This is a genomic window from Nocardia carnea (assembly GCF_029868325.1).
Classification (GTDB): domain Bacteria; phylum Actinomycetota; class Actinomycetes; order Mycobacteriales; family Mycobacteriaceae; genus Nocardia; species Nocardia carnea_C.
Genome location: NZ_JARWNW010000154.1, coordinates 1 through 6,679, shown reverse-complemented (window position 1 = coordinate 6,679; position 6,679 = coordinate 1). Strand labels below are relative to the sequence as shown.

The 6,679-nt window shown below is 65.0% G+C and carries 6 protein-coding genes; 1 reads left to right on the top strand and 5 read right to left on the bottom strand.

Features of this window, described 5'->3' with window-relative positions; all coding sequences use genetic code 11:
• Positions 1-166: 166 nt before the first annotated feature.
• Together QH196_RS11300 and kstD are read right to left on the bottom strand one after the other, a co-directional pair.
• Positions 167-1,030 (bottom strand): MaoC/PaaZ C-terminal domain-containing protein, encoded by an 864-nt coding sequence (locus tag QH196_RS11300; RefSeq protein WP_280415718.1) that lies wholly within the window; start codon positions 1,028-1,030, stop codon positions 167-169.
• A 14-nt stretch (positions 1,031-1,044) separates the two neighbouring features.
• Positions 1,045-2,754 carry a 3-oxosteroid 1-dehydrogenase gene (kstD, locus tag QH196_RS11295; RefSeq protein WP_280415717.1) on the bottom strand — a complete coding sequence of 570 codons (1,710 nt, stop codon included), beginning with the start codon at positions 2,752-2,754 and terminating at the stop codon, positions 1,045-1,047.
• 104 nt (positions 2,755-2,858) lie between these two features.
• Here kstD and QH196_RS11290 point away from each other — a divergent pair, with 104 nt between their 5' ends.
• A complete protein-coding gene (locus QH196_RS11290) occupies positions 2,859-4,511 on the top strand; it encodes an FAD-binding protein (protein WP_280415716.1) in 1,653 nt (550 codons plus the stop codon).
• A gap of 46 nt (positions 4,512-4,557) precedes the next feature.
• On the opposite strand, the gene QH196_RS11285 is transcribed toward QH196_RS11290, so the two are convergent.
• The 3 genes from QH196_RS11285 to QH196_RS11275 all read right to left on the bottom strand — a co-directional run.
• Positions 4,558-5,526 (bottom strand): Rpn family recombination-promoting nuclease/putative transposase, encoded by a 969-nt coding sequence (locus tag QH196_RS11285; RefSeq protein ID WP_280415715.1) that lies wholly within the window; start codon positions 5,524-5,526, stop codon positions 4,558-4,560.
• 489 nt (positions 5,527-6,015) lie between these two features.
• Positions 6,016-6,309: a colicin immunity domain-containing protein gene (locus QH196_RS11280; protein WP_280415714.1), complete on the bottom strand. Its 294-nt coding sequence runs from the start codon at positions 6,307-6,309 to the stop codon at positions 6,016-6,018.
• Positions 6,306-6,679, bottom strand: a 374-nt coding sequence (locus QH196_RS11275) for a colicin D domain-containing protein (RefSeq protein WP_280415713.1), incomplete at its 5' end; no start/stop codon positions are given. The genes QH196_RS11280 and QH196_RS11275, both read right to left, overlap by 4 nt.

Here is a 6,679-nt window from a genome sequence, read left to right as displayed (position 1 = left end):
GGTCGACTCCCCCGCCGCCAGCCGGCACGCGGCGTGCGCCTACTTGTCCGGCAGTTCGCCGAGCACCCGGCGCAGATGATCGCGACTCTCCCCCGGGGTTCCCCCCTTTGTGGGCGGGGGCGCCCCCCCCCCCCCCTCCGCCCCCCCCACCACAGCGCGGAACGCGTCAGTCGGCGTAGGTGAGGACCACGTCTCCGAGCACCGGCGCGTCCTCGCGGTCGACGGCGGTGGCGCTGATGGTCAGCTTGCCCGGTTCCTGCCAGATGCGTGACCGCAGCATCTCACCGGGGAACAGGACCCCGGCGAACCGCGCTTTGAACCCGGTGACCCTGGTCGCCGCGGATTCCAGCACCGTATCGGTGGCGGTTTTGCAGATGATCCCGTACGTGCAGAGACCGTGCAGGATCGGTGCCGGGAAGCCGGCGCCCTTGGCGAATTCCGGGTCGGAGTGCAGCGGGTTGCGGTCGCCGCAGAGGCGGTAGAGTAGCGCCTGCTGCGGCAGGGTCTCGGTGGTGACGTCGAAATCCGGTGCCCGGTCGGGGAGTTCGGCCTTGTTACTGGGGCCGCGTTCACCGCCGAAACCGCCTTCGCCGCGGGCGAAGATGGAGGACCGTTCGGTCCACAGGGCTTCGCCGTCGGAGCCGGTGACGGTGAATTCCTGCACGATCACCGCGTTGGAACCCTTGTCCCAGATCTCGCTGATCCGGCCGGTGCGGGTCGCTTTACCCGAGGCGGGCAGCGGCCGGTGCACCTGGATTTCCTGCGCGCCGTGCACCACCTTGGCGAGGTCGATATCGACACCGGGGAACTTCACCTTCGGCGGGTCGGTATCGCGCAGGGTGTGCGCGACGGTGGCGAAGGTGGGCAGGACCTGCGGTTCCCGATCGTCGAGGTAGCGCAGTTCGGCGGGATCGGTCCAGCGGTGCCCCGCGCCGATACCCAGGTGGTAGAGCGCGATATCGGAGGCGGTCCAGGAGAATTCCTTGCTCGGCAGTTCCGCACCGAGTGCTACCTGTGGATCGATGGGCATAACTTCTCCTCGGCTCAGGCCTCGGCCGGGGACGTGGCGGACCCGGCCTTCTTGCGGTCGATGATGTCGTGGACGGCGAGGTAACCGAAGGCGATAGCGGGTCCGATGGTGGCGCCGGGGCCGGCGTAGGTGTGGCCCATGACCGGGGTCGACACATTGCCGGACGCGTAGAGCCCGTCGATCGGGGTGCCGTCCTCGCGGAGTACGCGGGCCGCGGTATCGGCGACCAGACCACCCTTGGTGCCGAGATCGCCGGGCACCATCTTGGCCGCGTAGAACGGGCCCTGAACCAGTGCGGCGAGGCACGGGTTGGGCTTGACGGTCGGGTCGCCGTAGTAGCGGTCGTACTGGCTGTCGCCGCGGTTGTAGTCCTCGTCCTTACCGGATTCGGCGAACTTGTTGAACCGTTCGACGGTCGCGGCGAGTTTATCGGCGGGAACCCCGATCTTCTCGGCCAGTTCCTGCAGGGTCGCGGCCTTGACGATCAGGTCGTTCTCCATCCAGCGCGACGGGAACTTCAGGCCCGGCTGCAGGCTGGCGAACATGTACCGGTTGCGGTAGCGCTGATCGAAAACCAGCCAGGTGGGGATGTTCTCGCCCGGCCCCTCGCCCTGCCCGTATTCGCCGCCGTACATGGTGTGCACGGCCTCCACGTAGGGCGCGGATTCGTTGCCGAACCGCTCACCCTTGGAGTTGATCATGATCGAACCCGGCAGGTTGCGTTCCGACAGCGCGAACCACGGCTTACCACCCTTGAAGATGGTCGGACCCCACCAGGCGTCCTCCATGAAGCCGATCGCGGCACCCGCGTCCATACCGGCGAGGATGCCATCTCCGGTGTTGGTCGCGGCACCGGTCGTCCACTCAGTGGTAATCGGCTCCCGTTGGTACTTGGCGCGCATCTCGGCATTGTGCTCGAACCCGCCGCTGCCCAGCACCACACCGTGGCGGGCGGTGAAGCGGACGGTTTCGCCGTTGTGGGTCGCCTCGACACCGGTGACCTTGCCGTCCTCCATGACCAGTTTGGTCATCGGGGTATCGAGCAGCACGGGCACGTTCGCGTCCATCAGACCCTTGCGCATCCCGGCGATGATGGCCTGACCCATCACCATCAGATGCTTGCGGGTGAACTTGGCCCAGTAGGTGCGCACGCCGACCCGCAGCGCCCGCAGCATGCCCTTGGGATGGCGGCGGATCAGGTTCAACCGGACGAAATCGGCCTGGGTGACGGCGACGTTCAGCGGAGCTTTGGAGTAGGGCGGGTGGATGTTGAAGCGTTCGTCGCCGAGGATCATGGCGTTGAACGGTTTGGGTTCACAGGATCGGCCACCGGCCCGGCCACCGGGCGCTTCGGGGTAGTAGTCGGAGTAGCCCTTGACCCATTCCATTTCCAGCGGGCTGTTGGCCAGGACGAAGTCGAGGGCTTCCGCGCCGCGGTCGATATAGGTGTCGATACGTTCGGCGGGCACCACGTCGCCGATGATGCTGTGCAGGTAGCGCCGCGCTTCTTCGCGGTCGTCGGGACCGCCCGTATCGCGCAGGGCCTTGTTGCCGGGGATCCACACCCCGCCGCCCGAGCGCGCGGTGGACCCACCGTAGTAGGGCGCCTTCTCCAGGAGCACCACACTCAGCCCGTTGTGCGCGGCGGTGAGGGCGGCGGTCATTCCGGCGGCGCCGCTGCCGACCACCACCACATCGTATTCCCGATCGTTCATGTAGAACACGTTATAGAATGATGCCGCTGTTGGTCTATGTTGTGTGGCAGAAGACTTATTCTGTCGCCGAAGCGGCAGCGAAACTCGTTTCAATTTTCGGTGGAGTTGGCTATATGGCGCAGGAATGGGACCTGACCGCGGACGTGGTGGTCGTCGGGTACGGAGCGGCCGGCGCGGCGACGGCGCTGCAGGCCACCGAGGACGGTGCTCAGGTCCTCGTCCTGGACCGGTTCACCGGCGGGGGAGCGACCGCACTGTCCGGCGGGATCATCTACGCCGGCGGCGGGACCTGGGTGCAGCGTGCGGGCGGGGTCGAGGACACTCCCGAGCAGATGCTGGCCTACCTGGAACGTGAGGTCGGCGATGCGGTCGCCCCCGCGACCCTGCGCCGGTTCGTGGACGGCAGCCCGGCGATGATCGACTGGCTGACGGGGCACGGGGTGCCCTTCGAAGCGTCGCTGTGCCCGTACAAGACCTCGTACCCGAACAACGACTACTACCTCTACTACTCCGGGAGCGAGATTTCCGGCGCCTTCAACGACATCACACCCGCCCAACGCGGCCACCGGGTCAAGGGATGGGGCACCTCGGGCAAGAAACTGTTCGCGCCGCTCGCCCGCTCCGCGGCGAACAAGGGAGTCCGCGTCGAATCGCTCACCACCGCGACCGAGCTGCTCACCGACGACACCGGCGCCGTGGTCGGGGTGCAGTGCCGCACCCTGCGCGATGCGCCCGCCCAGGTCCGCGCGCGCTACATCCGGATGGCCGCCGTCGCCGCGAAACCCGGCATCTACTACCCGCCCCTGCGCCGCGTACTGGAAAAACAGCTCGCCCGCCTCGACCGCCGCTACGGCACCACCATCCGGGTTCTCGCCCGGCGCGGTGTGGTCCTCACCGCGGGCGGTTTCATCGCCAACCGGGAGATGGTGCGCGCCTACGCCCCCGCCTACCAGAACGGGCTGGCACTGGGCAGTTCCGGTGACGACGGCAGCGGTATCGAAATGGGTCGCAGCGCCGGCGCCGCCACCGCCCGGATGGGCAATGTCTCGGCATGGCGGTTCCTGCTACCGCCGAGCTCGTTCACCGGCGCGCTACTGGTGGACGGGAAAGGTCAGCGGGTCATCGACGAAACCCGCTACGGCGCCGCGGTCGGTGACGCTCTCATCAAACGGCACGACGGTATCGGTTTCCTGCTCGCCGACGACGAACTCATGCGCAAGGCGATCTCGCAGATCGGCCCGCAGGCCGCCTGGTTCCAGCGGCTGCAGTTCGAGGTCATGCGCCGAAAGGCCAAGCGCGGCAAGACTCTCGACGCCGTCGCGGCCGCCGCGGGCATCGATGCGAAGGGCCTGCGGGAAACGGTCGCCGCGCACAACAGCGCCTACGCCACCGGCGCCCCCGACCCGGTCGGCAAACCCGCCGATTATGTCCGTCCCGTCGGGGCCGGCCCGTACTGGCTGGTGGACGTCTCGATCAAACGAAGCCTGACCAACCCCTGCCCGATGTTCACCGTCGGCGGGCTGGTCGTCGACGAGGACACCGGCGCGGTGAAGGGCGCCGACGGTGCCGATATCCCCGGCCTGTACGCCGCCGGCCGCACCGCCGCCGGAATCTGTGTCAACTCCTACGTCAGCGGACTGTCCCTGTCCGACTGCATTTTCTCCGGACGCCGCGCAGGTCGCAGCGCGGCGGGTGAACAGTCTGTCGCCACCGCCACCGGCACCTCGACAAGTTCACCGGCTAGTACTCGCCCTTCCACAGATTGACGAGGGCGAAGCCCATCGGTCGGCGAGCAGGGTGTCCGAGGCTGGTTCAGGCGGGTGTGAAGATGTCGTTCAGGGTGGTGGCGGTGAGTACGCGCGGCATCCATGCTTCCAGTTCGTCGGTGTCGGCGGAGTTCACCCGGTCGACCACTGCGGCGGGCGGCGTCCCGAACTTGGTGGCCAGCAGCTTGAGTAGCACCCGAGTCGCCTCTTCAGCGCGGCCTTCCGCCCGGCCTTCGGCGCGGAGTCGTTCTGCGGCGGTCACAGCTACCTCCTTGGCTCGCGGACCGAGCTGATTCAACAGGGCTTGCAGGTCCTCGAGAGCGGTATCGCCCTCCAGGAAAATGTACTCGAAGACCCGCCACAGGTCATCCGTGGTCAAGTCGTTCAGATCGGCGATAAAGCGTTGTAGATCGTGGCCGAGGTTCGTGTTTTTGGCGGTGATCTTGTGCAGGATCAGCACCAGCCGCGCCGGTGGGGTGAGATCACGGGCTTGGATTGCGGCGATATCGACCTGGGACAGGTCATCGAGCAGGATCTTCAAGCTCGGCAGGTGCTCGGCGAGTTCGGCGCGGCCCGCGTCGTCGATATCGATCAGCTCGGCCAGTTCGGTCGGATAGTTCCATCGCTCACCTCTGGGCCCGGAATGCACGACCAGCGGGATGACAGCGGGTAGAGCTTTGCTGTTCGGGTGCGCGTCGAGGTGCTGGGTCCAGGTCATGAGTATGTAGCGCAGCATCCGCATCGGCATGAAACGGTCCGGGCACGACTGGTGCTCGACGAGGACATAAACATAGGCGTCGTGACCGGACAGGCGGGTACGGAACAGCAGATCACTGTAGAACGCACGCAGGTTCTGCTCGACGAAACCGGCCGGTTGTAACTCCAAACAGTCGAAGTCCAGCCGAGCGGCGAGTGGACCGGGCAGGTTGGCACGCAGTATTCCGGCGATCTCGGCTTTACGGGAGCAGATCGCTTTGAACAGTCCATCGTGTGGAGTCGACGATTGCACGGCCATAGCCGGCGAAAGTAGCGGCAGGCGTCGACAGAGTCGGCATCGTTCCCGGCGCGGCGGCACCCGGCACGCCGACCGTGCCCCATTTGCGCCATGCTCAGTCCCGGCCGACCGGCCGAGCATGCTGAACTCAATCGTCGAGGTGGCGAAGTGAATTGCCTTAAAATTTTCGCCGCATGTAGCAGTACTGCTCATTCGGGACGGTGATTCCCAGGAGTGCGGCGATGCGTACTCACGGCCCATCTCCTGTGACCGGTTTCGGCGGTTTCGATGGTGTCGTGGAGGCGTTCGAGTTTGGTGCGGGTGTCGGTGGTGTTCCGGGTGAGTTCGGCGACTTTGCCGGCGTGGACGGCGGTGCCGGATAAATCCGTGCTCTTCCGACGAGCCCGGAGCTCGACGAGTGCTTTGTCGCTGAATCATTGAGACGGGGGAACTCTATTGAATCCCACGGTCGGGCCCGTGGCAGGCACCGCCTGTCCAAGTTCAGTGGTGTTATCCGAACAGTTTTCTATATGCCTCTGATGCGCGGGTCCTGAGTTCCTTCTCGTCTATTCCTCCGACTTCTTCCCGTAGTGTTGGGTCCGACACGTAATTGTCTGCATACGCGAATAGCTCATCTAGTATATCGAAATCGGGTCCTATTACTTGATTCCTGTCGTTCTTGAAGTAGTGAAGGTAGTTGTGCTCGAATTCATCAGCGCCCGACTCGCCGGATAAGAGAGCCTCCAATATGGGCTTGTATCCCGCGACCATTCGTGCAATCGCTGCGCTGTTGTCAGTCATCATCCACCGCCAAGCTTTCCTCGTTCCAGTACATTCTGTTTTTGGCCCTCGCTCAGCTTCCATCCCGATACAAATTCTCCAGAGGGAGATTGTACAACAACGAGTCCGCTATCAGGGTTATAGTTCAGAATTGCGGGGTTGCCGTGGTAGGTGCCGTCGATGTGGAGGGTTCCGGGATCCTCGACGTGTTTTATTACAGCATCGTCGAAGGCTTGGAACCCCTCTTTTCCGCGGGGAGTGGTAACCCCAAAATCGGTGGCGTGTTTGAATTTGGCCTCAATTTGTTTCGGGTTCGTCTCCAGGGGAATCCCCGGCACAGTCTTTACCCCGGGGCCAAGCGGTTGGCTGCCGCTGGCTTCGACGGCGTCCTCGG